We start from the raw sequence: 15734 nt of genomic DNA, 5'->3' as shown, positions 1-15734 counted from the left end.
GTGCCGACGGGCATCCGGTGCCAGCCAACGGAGCGATGAATGATCTATCCCGTGATCCTTTCCGGCGGTGTCGGCTCGCGGCTCTGGCCGACCTCGCGGGCGCTCTATCCGAAGCAATTGCTGCCGCTGGTTTCAGACCGCGCCATGCTGGTTGAGACGGCTGCCCGCGTTGCCGGGCTGCCGCATTGCGCGGCGCCGATTGTCGTCTCGAACGACGATCAGCGTTTCATCATCGCCCAGCAGATGCAGGAGGCGGGGTTCAGGCCGCTCGCGCATATTCTGGAGCCCGAAGGCCGCAACACCGCGCCCGCGGCCGCGGCGGCCGCAGCCTTTGTCCAGTCGCGCGATCCGCAGGGCATCCTGCTGATCCTGCCGGCCGATCATCATATCGGCGATGTCGAGGCCTTCCGGCGCGCGGTCAACGAGGGCGCGCGGCTGGCCGCGGCCGGCAAGCTCGTCACTTTCGGCATCGTGCCGTCGGCACCCGAAACCGGTTACGGCTATATCAGGCGCGGCGCGGCGCTGGCCGAAGGACCCGGCTTTGCAGTGGCGCGTTTCGTCGAGAAGCCGGACCTTGCAACCGCCGAGAACTATCTTGCCGAGGGCGACTATGACTGGAATGCGGGCATCTTCATGTTCCGCGCCGACCGGATTCTCGAAGAGATGCGCGCTCATTGCCCCGAGATCGCGGCACGCGCCGGCGAGGCGGTGGCGAAGGCGGCGCATGATCTCGATTTCCTCCGTCTCGACGCCGCGGCATTCGCCGCCTGTCCGTCGGATTCGATCGATTACGCGGTGATGGAACGGACGGATGCGGCGGCCGTTATCCCGGCCGATATGGGCTGGAGCGATATCGGCTCCTGGAGCGCGCTCTGGGAGATCGGCGCGAAAGACGACAGCGGCAATGTGACGATCGGCGATGTGATCGCCGAGGACACGCGAGACAGCTATATCCGCGCCGAGCATGGGCTTGTCGCAACGCTCGGCGTCGACAATCTGGTCATTGTCGAGACCGGCGATGTGCTGCTGGTCGCGTCGCGCGACCGCGTGCAGGACGTCAAGAAGATCGTTGCGCGGATTGCCGGCGCCGGGCGCAGCGAACACAGCGCCCATCGCCGCGTTCACCGGCCCTGGGGCTTCTATGAAAGCCTCGATGCCGGGGCGCGGCATCAGGTCAAGCATCTGATGGTGCATCCGGGCGCGGCGCTGTCGTTGCAGATGCATCACCGGCGCGCCGAGCACTGGGTCGTGGTCAAGGGCCGGGCGCAGGTGACGGTCGGCGACGCGGTGTCGATGCTGGAGGAAAACCAGTCGGTCTATATTCCGATCGAGACGAAGCACCGGCTTGAAAATCCCGGCAGCGAGCCGCTCTCGATCATCGAGGTGCAATCGGGCGCCTATCTCGGCGAGGACGATATTGTCCGCTTTGACGATGTCTATGGCCGCGATGTGAAGAAGCCCGCCGCGGAATAGGGGCGACCGCCCGCCAATATGCCCCGCTACGAGAGAGCCTTATGCCGTTGAGCGATCCCCATAGCCTTCGCCGCCTCCGGCTGCTGCTTGTGCTTGTCTGGCTGATGCTCGGGCTTGCCGTTCTGGCGGGCTCGCTGATGCCGGATCTCGGGCCGTCATCCCTGAAGATTCCACTCCCTCATGCCGACAAGCTTGTGCATTTTTGCGCCTGGGCGCTGCTGGCGGCTTTTGCGCCGCCGCTGCTCGTGCGGTTTGCATCGCGGTTGGCGGCGGCCTCGGGCCTCTTCCTGCTGAGCGGCGCGATCGAACTTGCCCAGGCCTTTCTGCCGATGCGTTCGGCCTCTTTCGGCGATCTCGCCGCGAACGGGCTTGGTATCGCGGCTGGAACCTCGGCCGGGATCCTTGTCGCGATGTTGCTTGCGCGCCGGTCCCGTCCGGTGGCGGCAGGACTTGCTTTCGATGGCGGGGACGGGTTGTTCGCGCCCGGCGAGGCGCGCTAGACCCCCGCTGGACGCCCGCTCAGACAGGTGCGGGCGGCGTATCGCCGATGCGTATCGGTCCGGCGGACTCATTGGCGAGTTGTGCGGGCTCCGCGGTCTTTGCGTCCCGTGCGGGCTCGGTGTCCCGTGCGGCTCGTGCGGTCCCGGCGCCCCCCGTCCCGTTCATCGAGAGCGCCTTCAGACGCGCCTGGAAGAGCGCGCTGAGGATCGCGGCATAATGCCGGCCGGTATCGCTGACGAGATCGGGCCGCTCCGCCACGAGCCGGGCGAGGAAGCGCTTGTTCTGTGTATAGAGCGCCTCGAGGGTGATGGCATCGGCGGCGCCGTTGACGGCGCGGCGCAGCGCCGAACAGGCCATGATCGGGCTGGTGTAGAAGCCCAGAACCTCGCCCGCGGGGTCCCGCAGCAGCCAGCGGTCGCGGGCGGGCAGGGTCCGGTTTGCGGGTGGGGAGAGCGCATCGGCCGGGACGCCGTCTGCCGCGTCCCGCGCCTTGCCGTCGGCCGGCGCCGTCTCGTAAAGCGTCAGCCCGAAGGGCGCACCGATGGTGGCCAGCGCCCGCTTGGTCGCATCGGTCTCGGCCGCCTTGAGGGCCTGTCCATGCGCCTCGCCCGGATGCAGGCCCTGACCATGACCGACCCCCGACCCCTCGCGCACAAAGCTTGCGGTCCCGGCCCGGATACAGAGCCGGACCCGGGCCGTGTAGCTGCAGGCGGGCTTGCCTTCATACTTGCCCTGCCAGACGCATTGCGTCGTCAGCGTGATCCGGTCCCAGCGCTCCGGCCCGAAGATCCGGTTGGCCTCGCGGACCAGATACCAGCCCTCCAGATAAGAGAGCGACTTGCCCCCTTCCTCCCGGGTCCGGATCGCGTCGGCGGGCGGGGCGATCCCGAGCGCCTTGACCTGCTTGCGTGTCAGCGGCATCTCCGGCTTCCCCCCTCAGGCTGTGCGGATGGTGATCGAGCAGCGCGCCGCGCCAAGCGTCGCGCCGGCAACCGCCTCGCCGCGGCGCAAGGCCTCGCCAAGTGCGGCCCGGTCGAGCTTCGGGGCTTGCGGCTTCCAGAAGGCCTCGGGCACCTGCGCCTCATCCTCGACGACCAGACCCGGCGGCACGGTTCTCAGCGAGGCGGTGAAGTCGGGCATCAGCAGGCGCCTGATGTCGGCGCGGACCATCACATCGGCGACCAGGCTCCGCTTGCGCTCGGCCCGGTCCTGGAAACGCTCGAGCCGGGCCCGCATGGTCTCGATCCGGGCCTTGAGGCCCGTGGCAAGCGACAGGTCCTCCTCGCGCGAGCGCAGGACCGAGGCCAGCGCCTCGTTGAGCCGGGTCTCGCCGTCCAGCGTATCGGCAAGGGTCTCGTCGTCGAGATCGGGGAACTCGGCCTCGAGCCGCTCTTTCAGGTAGAGATGCTGATGGAGTTCGGCGGCAACCGCCGGGCTCATGCCCTGTGGCGGTCCGTCCGGTGCCGGCGGCACGGGAGGCGGGGCTGGCGGGGCGGCAGGGCTTGCAACAGTCTCGGTCATGATAAATGATCCTTTTCCGGTCATTAGGGACCTGAACCATGCCATCGGGACGCCTGAAGTCAACTGAAACAGGTCATATCAGACTTATTTGAGGTCCTTTCCCGTGCTCCATTCCGCCCAGATACGTGCCGCCCGCGGCCTGCTCGACTGGTCGCGCGACGACCTCGCCCGGAAGGCGGGGCTCGGCCTCTCGACCGTCCAGCGCATGGAGCGGGGCTCGGGCATCGCCCAAGGCCATGCCGGCAATCTCTGGCGGCTGCAGCAGGCGCTCGAGGCGGCCGGCGTGACCTTCACGCCACCCGATGCCGCGGGCGGGCCCGGGGTCCGGCTTGCCTCGATACCGGCCGACGCATCGACATCGGCCGACGGCTAGGCGCGGTCCGGCGACTTGTCCCCGTTCTTCCCGTTTCCCCCTGCAACAACTGCCAGCAACGAAGTCACTGAAGGTGGTTGCAGTGGGGCAGGGAGTTGCGGGGACAAACAGCATCCGATGAGGCGATGACCCAACGCGCGGCAGATGCGGCGGAAAATTCGGCCCGGTTCCGGGGTGTCCCGGTCGTTCGCCTGAATGTCCGGCAAGCGATGGTGCAGTGGATATGATTGCCCGAAGACGTGCTGTTACACTCGCGCCAGGCCTGGGCTTGCTGGCGTTGGCCGTGTGGTCATGCCGGGATGATGGCGATCAGGTGATGCGCTAGCGGTCCCGGCGTGCGGGGAAGACCTGCGGGGCATGTGTCACGAGGAAGCGCATTGCCTCGATGCTGCCGCTCAGATTCCAGAGTGCACGTGCGAGCGCGTAGGGGTTGATGCCATGCGAGGTCCAGAAGACCTCCTCGTTCATCCGGTGCTGCGCATCCGGCCCTTCGGTGTGGTGGGTGGGGCATAGCGGCAGCACGCGCCAGTCCTCGGGTTTCATGCCCTTGCCGGTGTGAGCGGCGCCTTCCAAAACACATGCGAAACGGATATGGGCGACGTGGACCGGATGTGCACCGCATCCGGGGACGGCACAGGGCAGGAGCGCGATAATCCCAAAATGAGCGCGATTGCGCGGTTGCCGCCCCGTGGCGGCCTTGCGATGCTTTCCGGCAGGCTTCGGGCTGCCGCGCCGGAAAATCGGGGTCAGGGGGACGATCCGGAACATTTCTATGCGGCTAGACGGTGCCTGAGATTACCGTCGCACCACCCGGTCCCGGAACGTTCCTGTCGAGTCCCGGTGTGTTCATGCGGCGGCCTTCCGCGACTACGAGGCCGCGGGTCGACCGGTCGTGGCGGGCGCGATTCATGAAGCCTCCCCTCAATAGTCTGTACAGAGATTAATTTCTCCGACAGCCCTGAGTGATGCCTGCCCCGCTTGGGAAGTCCAGTTCTTTCGAGCACACGGATCCGTCCAGCGATCAGACGGCCTGCGTTCCCTCACTCACCGATGCCTTGTGCTTCAGCATGGAGGTGACCATGTCGTCGAGCAACGCAACCTCGTGTACATGGAGGTTCCGTGCCAGCCGGCATATGCGCGCGATCACGTCGTCGACATCGGGCGCGTTCATGTCCTCATCGATCAGGTAGCGGATCGACACGTTGAAGTGATCCGCCAGGCGCGTGACCAGCGCGATGGATGGATTGTCAGCCCTTTCCTTTTCAAGCTCGCAGATATGTGCCTTCGACACACCGACGGCGTCGGCCACCTGCTGAAGCGATTGATCCCTGTCGGTTCTCAATTGCCTGATCTTCGGTCCCAGACCCATCGGGTCCTCCTTCCCGGGCATCGCCCGTCTTCCTGCCGGGCATCGCCCGGAAAAGCACAAACAAGCGTCGCTTGTTCATTTAGTCGAACGTTTTATACTATAATAATTGACACAATGCAACATCCCTGCGAATCTTCCTGAGAACGAAGCATGTACCTGGCATCGCAATACGCAGGAGGGGGTGAAAATGAAGCGGTTGGCTTGTGAGGAGATTGCACCTGATGATTTGCGTCCCTGGGCGCGCAATGCCCGTACGCATTCGCGCAAGCAGGTCGGTCAGATTGCCGAGAGCATCCGCGTCTTCGGCTTTACAAATCCGGTGCTGATCGATGACGAGAACGCCATTCTTGCCGGCCACGGTCGCGTCGAGGCGGCGCGATTGCTGAAGATGGAGCAGGTGCCATGCGTTCGGCTCGCGAATATGACGGTTGCGCAAAAGAAAGCTTACGTGCTTGCCGACAACAAGCTGGCGCTCAATGCGGGTTGGGACGAGGAGATTCTGGCCGAGGAGCTCCAGGGCCTGCTTGAGATCGACGATGATTTCGAGATCAGCATTACGGGTTTCTCGATCCCGGAAATTGACAACCTGATTGAGGGGTTGAACCCCGAGGAGCCAGGTGATCCGGCAGATGATCTATTGCCGCCGCTGGAGGAGGAGCACGCGGTCTCCTGCGCTGGCGATATCTGGCTGCTTGGAAAGCATCGCCTGATATGCGGCAACGCGCTTGAGGCGGATACCTATCGGCGTCTGATGGCAGGCGAGAAGGCCGGCATGGTCTTCACGGACCCGCCCTATAATGTCCCCATCGATGGCAATGTCGGCGGGTTAGGCGCGATCAGGCATCGCGAGTTTGCGATGGCGTCGGGCGAGATGTCGCGTGCCGAGTTCACCGGCTTCCTCGAAACGGCCTTTCGTCATCTTGCCGATCAAAGCGCGGAAGGTTCGATCCACTTCATCTGCATGGACTGGCGCCACCTGCCGGAAATCATGGCGAGCGGCGAGGCGGCCTATACCGAACTCAAAAACCTCTGTGTCTGGGTCAAGGACAATGGCGGTATGGGGACGTTCTATCGCTCCCGCCACGAGCTGGTTCTGGTCTTCAAGAAGGGGAGTGCCGCCCATGTCAACAATTTCGAGCTTGGCCAGCATGGTCGCTATCGAACGAATGTCTGGGAATACAAGGGCGTCAATACGCTGAAGGCGGGTCGTCTGGACGAGCTGGCGCTTCATCCGACCGTCAAGCCTGTCGGCATGATTGCCGATGCCATCAAGGATGTATCGAGGCGGGGCGATATCGTTCTCGATCCTTTCGGGGGCAGCGGCTCGACGCTGATGGCGGCACACAAGACCGGCCGCCGGGCGTTTCTGGCGGAACTCGATCCCGTCTATGTCGACCGGATTGTTCGCCGCTGGCAGATATTTGCCCATGACGATGCGATCAATGCTGAAACAGGCGAGACCTTTGATGCGATCGCGAAGCGACGCCGGGTCTCAGGCGAGTTGGCACGCTCGGCGACCGACACGGCTCTGTAACGCGTTCATTCTGATCACCTCAAAACGATCGAGAGCATGAGAGCATGAGCCGGAAAAATCCGCGGGACGAGCCTCGGGCTACGACGCCGAAAGAGGGGGCCTACGAGGTAGGTTACGGCCGGCCGCCGGTCGCGTCGCGCTTCAAGAAAGGCCGGTCGGGAAACCCGCGGGGAAGGCCGAAAAAGATGTCGCGCCCACCCGTTCTGGAACGTATCGAGGACGAGCCCGTCAAGCGCATGTTGCTCGAAGAGGTTCATCGAACGATCGTGGTGCGCGACGGTGACAAGACGGTTGAGATGCCGGTCATCCAGGCGGCGATCAGAAGCCTGGCGCTGTCAAGCGCGAAAGGGAACTTTCGCGCGACGAAGTTGCTATTCGAGTTGTTGTTAGCGGCCGAGGCGGCGGCGAGAGCGGATACGGCGCGGCTTGTCGAGGTGTTGATCCAATACAAGCTTGATGGACAAAAGGATATCGATCAGTGCGAGGAACTTGGGATCGAACCACCCGAGATGGTGCCGCATCCGGACGATATTCACTTTGATCCCCGCACCGGCGTACTCACGGTCCGCGGTCCGATGACGGAGAAGGAAAAGAAGCAGATGGCCACCCGCGACAAGTTGCGCTGCCAACTGGTCGAGGAGATTGAGGTGCTTGAGCGCAAACTTTCAAAGAGGCCCGGTGACAAGGCCATCTCCGACGAAATCAGATCCAGGGAACGCATCATCGAACGGGTCGACGCGATCGCGAATCCGATCTGGTCGCCCAACGCGCGGTTGGTCGAGGGCTGATCCTTCGTCCTCTGCCGCCGCGAGGGAACGGCCGGTTTTCTAATGCTTTGTATATATTTAAAGAAAAGCCGTAAATGTCGTATTGGTTCTCCATGAAAAACGGATCTCTGGCGCATCGCATTCTCAAGGCCGTCGGCCGTCGCCGGATTGTCCGGCGGCGCGATCTTGAGCGGTTGGGTGGCTACGATCAGGTCGGCCGCGCGCTCAGGCGGCTGGAGGAGGAGGGCTTTCTGGAGAAAATCGACCGGGGCGTGTGGCTTCGCCTGGGACGCGCTGTTGGGCGGCAGATGCATGCACGGGCATGGAGCACACCGGGCGGCGCATCCGACGACAAGGTTCTGAGGCTTACGCTGGCGCAGCCGAGCTTTGACGATCTGGCGGCGCTTTGCTTGAGCCTTGGACTGAAGCGAGCGGACATGACCCTGAGCGAGCTGCGTGCGGACAACGAGATATCGCCCGGGGTTGCGCGACGCGATGAGGAAATCATTGCCAATGTGCGCGCGGGTCTTCTCAGAATGGCGCGGGCGGATGACCGATCTGCATCTCGATAAATTGCCACCGGACACGCGGGGGTTGTTCGAGTTTTTCGCAGCTCAGCCGGAAATGAACGGCCGGTTTGTGTTGACCGTCGGCACGGCTATCACGCTTCACCACGGGCATCGTCGGAGCGAGGATCTCGATTTCTATTCGTTGACGCCGAAACTTCCCCGGCGTGCGCTGGATACGCTTCTTCAGCGGATCGAGACTGCTTTTGAAAAACCGCTCCTGGCGATCCGCGAGGAGGCGATCGAGGACTTCGAGAATGAAGGTGGAAACGCGCTTGCCGATTATCAGCAGAACTACACTGTGGGGAAAGTCAAGCTGACCTTCTTTGCCGAACACGATGCGGCGCAGATCGCGTTTACGAAGACGCATGTCGGCGCTCGGTATGGAGAAATTGCGATCCTGTCCTCGCCGGCGCTCTTCGCAATGAAGTCCAGGCTCATCATGAAGCGTACGACGTCGCGTGATCTATTCGATTTGTGGTTCTACCTGTCGGGCGGACACCACAGCATGAAAGAGCTTGCGGGATATGCGATGACCGAGGCTCGAACCGACTGGGAGGGCGTGCGTCTCCGTCTCCTTCCGGTTCGCTTGCCGTCAACTGATCCGGGATTTGAGGGCATGATTTCCGATGGGCCGCGGACCTTTGAGGCGCTGATCGGCGCGCTGCGTGCGCTGGCGGACGAATACGAACAGGGACCGCGTCTGGACGAGGTATCAGGCGGCACGCCCTAGTCTGATCGCTCGCTCCCGGGCGTCCCGCTTCCGCGTTGCGGCTGGCTGTCTCTGCATAACACCAGGACTGCGAATGGCGGGGACATCCGGGTTGGGCGGCTCGGCGCGTAGACAGGCCGCATCACCCGCGATGCGCCGCGGCCACCAGTTCCTGAAACTGGATGACACCGTTTTCATGGACGGGTGAGAGCCGCCCCCGGTCGTAGATGCCCGCTTCGAGATTCCTCTGCACGGCAATGCAGATGTCGATGTCTTCCTTGGCGACCATATAGGCCCAGTCGATCAGCGCGTCGCGCTCCTCTTGCTTTGCCGGATCGAGATCCTTCACGAAATAGCGATAGGTAAGGCGCATGCTGCGCGGGCCTGTGGGCTCGAGCTGTGCGACGTTCATCCCCCAGTTGTACATATTGAAAAAAAGCCCCGGCAGCCGCCATACCCAGAAACCGTCCGTCTTGCCGCCGTCGCGCGCATCCGCCATGTGGCTTTGCAGCGTGTGTCCCATCGTCGTGATTTTATAGCTCGCCATGTCGATGGATTCATTGAGCCCCGGATGGATCGTCGGGATGTGCCATGCCTCGGCATAGTTGTCGCCGTAAGTCTTCCAGTTCACATCCGCCTCGATGGTGAATTCGCGCGCGATCTGCATCTCTTCCAGCGGATAGCGCAGCGCCGCCGTCGCTATATCCTCAAGCCAACTTTCGAGCGGAACGGCGGGGTCGAGAGACACGAACACGAGCCCGCGCCAGCTCTCGCAACGGACCGGAAAGAGCCCATACTTGTCCTTGTCGATTTCCATGGTCGGAGCACCGCGCAGCCGCCCTTCGAAGTCGTAGAGCCAGCGGTGATAAGGACAGGCGAGCCGGTCGGTGTGGCCCGCGCATTCCTGCACCAGTGGCGAGGCGCGGTGCCGGCAGGCATTGTGGAAGGCGCGAACGATGCCGTCCCGCCCTTTGATCGCGAATATGGGGTAGCCCGCCAGCGTTGCCGACACATAGTCGCCTGCCGCGTCGAATTGCGCGGCGCGCCCGATCAGGAACCAGTGCTTCGCCCAGATTTCCCGGCGTTCGACCTGCCACGCCTCGTCGCTCCAGTACCACGCGGCGGGCAGCGTTTCCGGACAGGGCATGGAAATGGTTTCGGACATCGTTGCCTCCCTCGCGCGGCCATTTCCGGCGAAGGCTAGCGGCGGCTTCATAACCGCCATATGCCCCAGTTAGGACGGGTCTCAGCTCTCGCTGCGATGAGACAGCGCCTCGTCCAGCGTTTCGAAGAAGAGCGCCAAAAGTTCGGCCTGCGAGCGCACGTCGAGCTTCACATAGATACGCTTGATGTGGTTGCGAACCGTTCCCGGCGCGATGCCGAGCATACGGCCGACCGCCTTCGGCGGCAGGCCCTTCAACAGAAGGTTTGTCACCTCCTTCTCGCGTTCGCTGAGGCTGTCGCCGCCGAAGCGCCGGTACGCGGTTGAGAGAAGCTGATGGAGCTGGAGCGATCTGTCGTCGTCGGAACTGCTTTTTCGGTCGAGCAGCGACCAGAAATGCGTTGCCGCGGTTTCGATCGCCGGCAGAACAGCGGCAAGCCGCCGGTATTCAACCGCACTGAAAGGGGCATTGTCCGCAAGCCGCATCAGCGAGACGTATCCGGCAAGGTCGGTGTCGAGATAGAGGAGGTAGCAAATTTCGTCGACCATGCCATAAGGTCGATAGTAGGAGAGGTAGTAGTCGCTCTTCCGGAAGTCGGGCGGGAACATTTCCTTGGGCGAGAGGCAGACGCTTTCCGCGCGGGCGAGAAACTGATCATAGGTCGGATCGAGCAAGTATTTGCCGTCCGTGTATCCATCGTTCCATTCATCATGTCCATCGACATCGACGATGACCGGCGGCATGTCGCTGCGGTAGAAGCCGATATAGATCTGGGTGTCGGGCACGAAGTGCCGCAGCCCTTCGGCGAGCCTCGCGGCGCTGGCATGAACCTCCGTCGCTGCGAGTGCGCCAGCGAGCCCCTCGCTCCAGCCGGCCACGGCGCCGAGCGGCAGTGTTCCTTTGATTTCTCGGTCTGTCATGGGCCAAGTTTAGCACGGTCCGTCACCATGCCCAGCCCGCTTGCGCGTGCCCTATAGCCTACCAAGGCCACAGATCGCGAAGGGGGGATCGGTTAGAAATAACCATCCGACGATACGTTTGCATGGAGAACCTCTTGAGCCTCGCCGAGCGAAATCTCAATGAATCCGGCGTAGAGAGCGCCGACCGGCGCCACAATATTCATCCGTTTACGGATTTATCGGTGATGGAGGCGGCGGATCGCACGGTCATCGCTTCGGCGAAGGGAAACTACGTCTATGGCGAGGACGGACGGAAGTTTCTGGACGGCCTCGGCGGCATGTGGTGCGTCAATATCGGTCACGGGCGTGACGAAATGGCCGATGCCGTTGCGAGCCAAATTCGTACTCTCGACTACTATTCGCCGTTCGACGATCTAACCTCTGCGCCCATGGCCGCGCTCGCCGAAGCCCTCGCCACGCGCGCGCCGGGCTCGCTCAACCGCGTGCTCTTCACGACCGGGGGATCGACAGCCGCCGATTCGGCCATTCGCCTCGTTCACCACTATTTCATCCGTCGCGGCGAACCGTCCCGCCGGCACATCATCACGCGCGACAAGTCCTATCACGGCAGCACCTATCTCACCGCGTCGCTGAGCGATCGGGGCTACTCGACGGACTGGAGTGCCGAAACCGCGTTCATTCATCACATCGCATCGCCGGGGCTTTATCGCCGTCCGGACGGTGTCACGGAGGCGGAATTCACCCAGCTTCTGGTTGCGGAGTTCGAGGCGAAAATCCTCGAGCTCGGCCCCGAAAATGTCGCCTGCTTCATCGCCGAACCGATCCAGGGTTCGGGCGGCGTCATCGTGCCTCCCGTCGACTACCATCCGCGCATGATCGAAATCTGCCGGAAATACGGTGTTCTCTATATTGCCGACGAAGTGGTCACAGCCTTTGGGCGCCTGGGGCATTTCTTTGCCTCGCAGGACTACTTCGGTTTCGTTCCGGATATCATCACTTGCGCAAAAGGCCTGACTTCAGGGTATGTGCCGGCGGGCGCCGTCATTCTCTCCGATGAAATCTACGAAGTGCTGTGCCGCCCGGGCACTTACTTCAATACCGGCTTCACCTATACCGGACACGCGGTCGCATGCACGGCCGCCCTCAAGAACATCGAGATTATCGAGCGCGAGCGCATCTGCGAACGGGTGCGGGAGATCGGCCCCTACTTTGAGGAACGGTTGGCTCCGCTTGCCGATCTGCCGCTTGTCGGCGACGTCCGCGGCCGACGTTTCATGATGTGCATCGAATATGTGGCGAACAAGGGCCGCAAGGAGCTCTTCGCCGACGACGTGCGCATCGGCAAGCGCATATGGCGCCATTGTCAGAAGCGCGGCCTTCTGGTCCGGCCGCTCGCCCATCTGAACGTCTTGTCGCCGCCGCTGACGCTTGAGAGGAGCGAGATCGACTTTATCGCCGACGTGCTCCACGACGCCATCATCGACACGGCTGACGAACTTGTTCGAGAGGGGGTCGCGGCCGAATAGCGGCTTGTCCCATTTAGGACATATCGCACCGGTCGCCCGGCGGTCTAGCTTTCACGATGGCCGCGATTGTCTGGCGGTGTTGCTTGGGGAGCGCTCCGGGGAGAGCGGAACACAAAAAGGGGGTTTCCATGTTGGATCGTCGCGGGCACTCGGGTATTTCGTTTCTGTCGATGGGGCTCGTGGCGGGGGGCCTGATGGCCGCTGTCGTCGCCGTTCCCGATGTGGCATTCGCCATGCAGTTCAAATACGGAAATGCGGATATCTCCTTCGATACGACGATCTCCGCTGGCGCCGCGATGCGGACGTCCGGCCGCAAGTGCATGTATATCAGCGTCGCCAACCCTCAGGGCTGCGCGAATGACGGCCTGACCGACAACTACGACGACGGCAATCTGAACTACGACAAGTGGGATGTCTTCTCCGCGCCGGTATCGGGCCTCTCCGAGCTCGAAGTCAAGCTTGAAGACCTCGGCTTCTTCTTGCGCGGCAGCTACTTCTTCGACGCGATACAAAGCGACAAGGAATCGACGCGCCGCACCGACCTGACCGATGCCGCGGTCAGCCGCGTCGGCCGCCGCGCACGTCTGCTGGACGCCTATGTGTACGGCGATGTCGACATGGGCATTCCGGTTCATTTCCGGCTCGGCAACCAGGTGATCAACTGGGGCGAGAGCATCTTCTACGGCGGCGGCATCGCGGAGACCAACGCGTTCGACGTGACGAAGCTGCGCGGCGCCGGCGCCGAGATCAAGGAAGCCTTCCTGCCGGCCCCGATGGCCCTGGCGCGGTTTGCACCCGTCTCCAATCTCGATGTTTCGGCCTACTACCAGTTCCGCTGGAACGAAACCGAACTCGACCCCGTCGGAACCTTCTTCTCGTTGGAAGACGCGGTCGGGCCCGGCGCAGTCGGTCTTTTCTACGGCCCGGCATTTGGCGGCTTCGGCGATCCGGCAGCCTCGGGCGTCGATGCGCCGACCCAGTTCCTGCTCGGTACCGGCATTCCGCTGGTCGCCGACCAGCGGCCGTCGCATTCCGGCCAGTGGGGCATCTCGGCGCTCTACTTCAGCGAAATGCTGCAGACGGAGCTCGGCCTCTACTACATGCGCTATCATCAGAAAGTGCCGGTCGTCGGCGCATTCGCAGCTTGCGATCCGATCTTCGGCTGTTATCCGACGGCCTATTTCAGAAACTATGTTTCCGACCAGGACCTCTTCGGTGCCAGCGCAAGCTTCGTCTGGCAGGATATCTCGTTCGGCGTCGATGTTGCCTATCAGCCTGACTACGCCATTCCGCTCGCCGATCCCTTCACGGCGGCGGCCACCACGGCGTTCCTCGTCGATCCGGTCGGCTTCACCGGAACGGCGGTCGAGCAGGGCTTCATCCGCGAAAATCGTACACAGACGATCCTGAATGCGCTTTATTCGGCGGGCCCCGCCGCACCGGTTTTCGGCACGGTCATCCGCACGTTCGGCATGGACGACATCACCTTCATCGGCGAAATGGCCTGGACGCATTTCGACAGCAAGCCGGCGGGTACCTTCGGTCACTCCGATGCCGTCGGCTACATACTCGATATCACCGGCAGCTATCAGGGCGTCTTCGGCACGCCCTGGGTGCTCTATCCGGGCCTCTCGTTCCGCCATGACGTAAATGGAACCGCGCTCGACTACGCGATGACGGACTCGCATATCGATGCGCGCCGGCAGGTCACACTGCGCCTGAACGCCGACTACCAGTCCACATGGGCGCTCGGCGTCTCCTACACGAGGAACTCCGGTGGCGGCTACATGAACTTCTCGCGGGATCGCGACTTTGCGACCCTGACAGTTTCCTATGCCTTCTAGGCGGCATGTGAAGTAACGGAAGGCGAAAGGGGAGAAAGATGTTTACACGGGTTTTCGCGACTGCCGCTCTCTTCACATGCGGCATGATTTTCGGGTCGGGTTTCGCACAGGCCGACGGTGCGGCCGATCTCGGTGGGCGGCTGACGCCGCTTGGCGCCGAAACGTCCGGCAATGCGTCGGGCACGATCCCGGCATGGGATGGCGGCATCGTTACGCCGCCTGCGGGCTATGCGCGAGGCGGCGACTATGTCGATCCTTACGCCGCCGACACGAAACTCTTCTCGATAACGAATGGCAATCTCGACAGCTACCGGGAGAACCTCGCCGCGGGTCAGATCGCGCTACTCGAACGCTACGCGGACTACCGGATGGACGTCTACCCGACGCGCCGCAGCTGCGCCTTTCCGGCCTCGGTCTACGAAAAGACCCGGGAAGGTGTTGGCAAGGCGCGGCTCGATCCGGCGACGCACGATCTGGTCGACGCCCTGCCGGGCGGCTTCCCGTTCCCGCTGCCGCAGTCGGGCGCGGAAGCGATGTGGAATCACCGTGTGGCATTCGAAGGCATCGCGCGAAGCGTTCTCGGAACGACCGCCGTCGTCAGCGCGGGCGGTCAGTACGTGCCGCTGAAATGGGACGAATTGCGTCTTTCCAATTTCTACAATCCGGAGCGCCAGACCTTTGGCGATCTCGGAAACGTGCAGCTCAAATATCTCAGCACCTACATTGCGCCGGCCCGCGTCGCGGGTGAGGCTTATCTCGTTCACGAAACGCTGAACGGCGAGCGCAATGCCTGGTTCTACAGCACCGGTCTCCGCCGCGTACGCCGCGCGCCGACCCTCTCCTACGACAACCCCGTGTCGGGCTACGAAGGCCTCGGCGCCTCCGACCAGCTTTACATGTATAACGGCCGCCTCGACCGCTACGACTGGGAACTGGTCGGGAAGAAGGAACTCTATATCCCGTACAACAACTATGAGTTCGCGCATTCGAAGAACAGCGTTCGCGATCTTGTGGGACCGAACTTCCCGAGCCGCGATGCAACGCGCTACGAGCTGCACCGCGTCTGGGTCGTCGAAGCGACCGTGAAGCAGGGCACGCGCCATATCATGCCGCGCCGAACCTTCTACATCGACGAAGACAGCTGGCGTGTCGTTGCGGCGGATATGTATGACGGTCGTGGCGGTCTGTGGCGTTATCAAGAGGAAACCACCGTCAACGCCTACGACGTCCCGACATGTTTTGGCTTCGGTCAGGCGCTTTATGACTTCCAGGCTGAGCGCTATATTCTCGACCTCGTTTTCAACGATGACCGGCGGCCGGACTTTCATGCGGCCGATTCGGTAACCGACGATATGTTCGAGGTTGGCGCACTTCGCAAGCGGGGCACGCGCTGAGTTCCGGGGGGACCCCGCCTGTTTCAGCGGGGAATGCGCGAATGCCGGGGCAGGGCGGGAGCGAAAGCTCC

Annotated in this window: 16 protein-coding genes; 10 read left to right on the top strand and 6 right to left on the bottom strand. The window is 62.8% G+C overall.

Annotated features, from left to right (window positions below; genetic code table 11):
- The first annotated feature begins 39 nt into the window (after positions 1-39).
- Both KF719_RS07245 and KF719_RS07240 read left to right on the top strand, forming a co-directional pair.
- Positions 40-1473 (top strand): mannose-1-phosphate guanylyltransferase/mannose-6-phosphate isomerase, encoded by a 1434-nt coding sequence (locus KF719_RS07245; RefSeq protein ID WP_293508047.1) that lies wholly within the window; start codon positions 40-42, stop codon positions 1471-1473.
- Positions 1474-1520: 47 nt separating this feature from the next.
- Positions 1521-1973, top strand: coding sequence for a VanZ family protein (locus tag KF719_RS07240; protein ID WP_293508046.1), 453 nt, complete (start codon positions 1521-1523; stop codon positions 1971-1973).
- A 19-nt stretch (positions 1974-1992) separates the two neighbouring features.
- On the opposite strand, the gene KF719_RS07235 is transcribed toward KF719_RS07240, so the two are convergent.
- Positions 1993-2895 (bottom strand): Rad52/Rad22 family DNA repair protein, encoded by a 903-nt coding sequence (locus tag KF719_RS07235; protein WP_293508045.1) that lies wholly within the window; start codon positions 2893-2895, stop codon positions 1993-1995.
- Positions 2896-2910: 15 nt separating this feature from the next.
- Complete coding sequence (locus tag KF719_RS07230) at positions 2911-3495, bottom strand: siphovirus Gp157 family protein (RefSeq protein WP_293508044.1); 585 nt, start codon at positions 3493-3495, stop codon at positions 2911-2913.
- Positions 3496-3598: 103 nt separating this feature from the next.
- On the opposite strand from KF719_RS07230, the gene KF719_RS07225 reads away from it, so the two are divergent.
- Positions 3599-3868 (top strand): helix-turn-helix transcriptional regulator, encoded by a 270-nt coding sequence (locus KF719_RS07225; RefSeq protein ID WP_293508043.1) that lies wholly within the window; start codon positions 3599-3601, stop codon positions 3866-3868.
- Positions 3869-4189: 321 nt separating this feature from the next.
- Here the strand turns inward: KF719_RS07225 and KF719_RS07220 are convergent, their stop codons facing one another.
- Both KF719_RS07220 and KF719_RS07215 read right to left on the bottom strand, forming a co-directional pair.
- Positions 4190-4636 (bottom strand): hypothetical protein, encoded by a 447-nt coding sequence (locus tag KF719_RS07220; RefSeq protein ID WP_293508042.1) that lies wholly within the window; start codon positions 4634-4636, stop codon positions 4190-4192.
- 253 nt (positions 4637-4889) lie between these two features.
- Positions 4890-5258, bottom strand: coding sequence for a helix-turn-helix domain-containing protein (locus KF719_RS07215; RefSeq protein ID WP_293508041.1), 369 nt, complete (start codon positions 5256-5258; stop codon positions 4890-4892).
- A gap of 166 nt (positions 5259-5424) precedes the next feature.
- On the opposite strand from KF719_RS07215, the gene KF719_RS07210 reads away from it, so the two are divergent.
- The 4 genes from KF719_RS07210 (at position 5425) to KF719_RS07195 (ending at position 8837) form a co-directional block, all read left to right on the top strand.
- Complete coding sequence (locus tag KF719_RS07210; protein WP_293508040.1) at positions 5425-6771, top strand: DNA methyltransferase; 1347 nt, start codon at positions 5425-5427, stop codon at positions 6769-6771.
- A gap of 44 nt (positions 6772-6815) precedes the next feature.
- On the top strand, positions 6816-7559 hold the full coding sequence (locus KF719_RS07205; RefSeq protein ID WP_293508039.1) for a DUF5681 domain-containing protein: 744 nt from the start codon (positions 6816-6818) through the stop codon (positions 7557-7559).
- Between the two features lie 74 nt (positions 7560-7633).
- Positions 7634-8110: a hypothetical protein gene (locus tag KF719_RS07200; RefSeq protein WP_293508038.1), complete on the top strand. Its 477-nt coding sequence runs from the start codon at positions 7634-7636 to the stop codon at positions 8108-8110.
- Positions 8088-8837, top strand: coding sequence for a nucleotidyl transferase AbiEii/AbiGii toxin family protein (locus tag KF719_RS07195; protein ID WP_293508037.1), 750 nt, complete (start codon positions 8088-8090; stop codon positions 8835-8837). Before KF719_RS07200 ends, KF719_RS07195 begins: the two co-directional genes overlap by 23 nt.
- Positions 8838-8958: 121 nt before the next feature.
- Here the strand turns inward: KF719_RS07195 and KF719_RS07190 are convergent, their stop codons facing one another.
- Positions 8959-9981 (bottom strand): aromatic ring-hydroxylating dioxygenase subunit alpha, encoded by a 1023-nt coding sequence (locus tag KF719_RS07190; protein WP_293508036.1) that lies wholly within the window; start codon positions 9979-9981, stop codon positions 8959-8961.
- An 81-nt stretch (positions 9982-10062) separates the two neighbouring features.
- Positions 10063-10899: a helix-turn-helix transcriptional regulator gene (locus KF719_RS07185; RefSeq protein WP_293508035.1), complete on the bottom strand. Its 837-nt coding sequence runs from the start codon at positions 10897-10899 to the stop codon at positions 10063-10065.
- 122 nt (positions 10900-11021) lie between these two features.
- On the opposite strand from KF719_RS07185, the gene KF719_RS07180 reads away from it, so the two are divergent.
- The 3 genes from KF719_RS07180 (at position 11022) to KF719_RS07170 (ending at position 15663) form a co-directional block, all read left to right on the top strand.
- Positions 11022-12425, top strand: coding sequence for an aminotransferase (locus KF719_RS07180; RefSeq protein ID WP_293508034.1), 1404 nt, complete (start codon positions 11022-11024; stop codon positions 12423-12425).
- Between the two features lie 128 nt (positions 12426-12553).
- Positions 12554-14269 carry a DUF1302 domain-containing protein gene (locus tag KF719_RS07175; RefSeq protein ID WP_293508033.1) on the top strand — a complete coding sequence of 572 codons (1716 nt, stop codon included), beginning with the start codon at positions 12554-12556 and terminating at the stop codon, positions 14267-14269.
- 38 nt (positions 14270-14307) lie between these two features.
- Positions 14308-15663: a DUF1329 domain-containing protein gene (locus tag KF719_RS07170; RefSeq protein ID WP_293508032.1), complete on the top strand. Its 1356-nt coding sequence runs from the start codon at positions 14308-14310 to the stop codon at positions 15661-15663.
- Positions 15664-15734: the final 71 nt, after the last annotated feature.

The sequence above is a fragment of the Parvibaculum sp. genome, from assembly GCF_019635935.1.
In the GTDB taxonomy this organism is placed as follows: Bacteria; Pseudomonadota; Alphaproteobacteria; order Parvibaculales; family Parvibaculaceae; genus Parvibaculum.
This window is presented reverse-complemented; position numbering and strand designations above follow the sequence as displayed.